Source organism: Burkholderia sp. TSV86 (genome assembly GCF_001522865.1).
In the GTDB taxonomy this organism is placed as follows: Bacteria; Pseudomonadota; Gammaproteobacteria; order Burkholderiales; family Burkholderiaceae; genus Burkholderia.
In genome coordinates this window covers 1-611 of record NZ_LOWB01000066.1, presented here as the reverse complement: position 1 = coordinate 611, position 611 = coordinate 1, and the positions used below count along the sequence as shown (strand labels likewise).

General features: G+C 55.6%; 3 pseudogenes. 1 reads left to right on the top strand and 2 read right to left on the bottom strand.

The features are described from left to right. A pseudogene (locus tag WS68_RS28825) lies at positions 1-258 on the bottom strand (hypothetical protein); the annotation flags it as partial. A gap of 64 nt (positions 259-322) precedes the next feature. Then, positions 323-424, bottom strand: a pseudogene (locus tag WS68_RS29575) (IS6 family transposase); the annotation flags it as partial. Between the two features lie 43 nt (positions 425-467). On the opposite strand from WS68_RS29575, the pseudogene WS68_RS28820 reads away from it, so the two are divergent. After that, positions 468-611: pseudogene (locus WS68_RS28820) on the top strand (IS6 family transposase); the annotation flags it as partial.

The window sequence follows — 611 nt, the reverse complement described above, 5'->3', positions numbered from 1 at the left end:
GCTCGACCGCCCGAACGCGGTCTTCGTATGAATACATGGACTACCTCCAAGTAGTCCAAGATTTTGTCCGCATCCCCGGTGGGTTAAGACTGCGTGAAAATCAACAATCACTTCTTCGAGGTTGCGCAGACTCAGCGAATAGGCCACGTACCAGCGCACGCACAGCAGGATCACGTCCAGCGGATAGTGCAGGCGCTTGAGCACCCTGGCGATTCCTGCGGGCAGGTTCTTTCGCGGTATCTTCGCAGCAAGGCGCATCGGTGAGGGCTCAGTTCTTCGAAGTCGACCATTCTACTGGCCCTCCACTAATTGCGACAGAATCCAACCAAACGGTGTAGCAGATGATGTCCGGCGGAAATCGGTAGCCCTTGAACTAAACCGGCGCTTCGGCCGGCGGCAGAACTGCGATAGAAGCTTTCTTCATGCCCCATTATACTCACCGACTTCTGGAACAACCTGACAGTACCATCGTCAGGCATGAATCCATTCGCCGATGGATCAAGAAGTTCGGCGCCAGCCGGGTAACATATGGCATCCGGACGAGATGTTCGTCTCGTTGCGCAGCCAGCCCTTTGTTCTCTGGCGTGCGGTCGATCAGCACGGCATTGAAC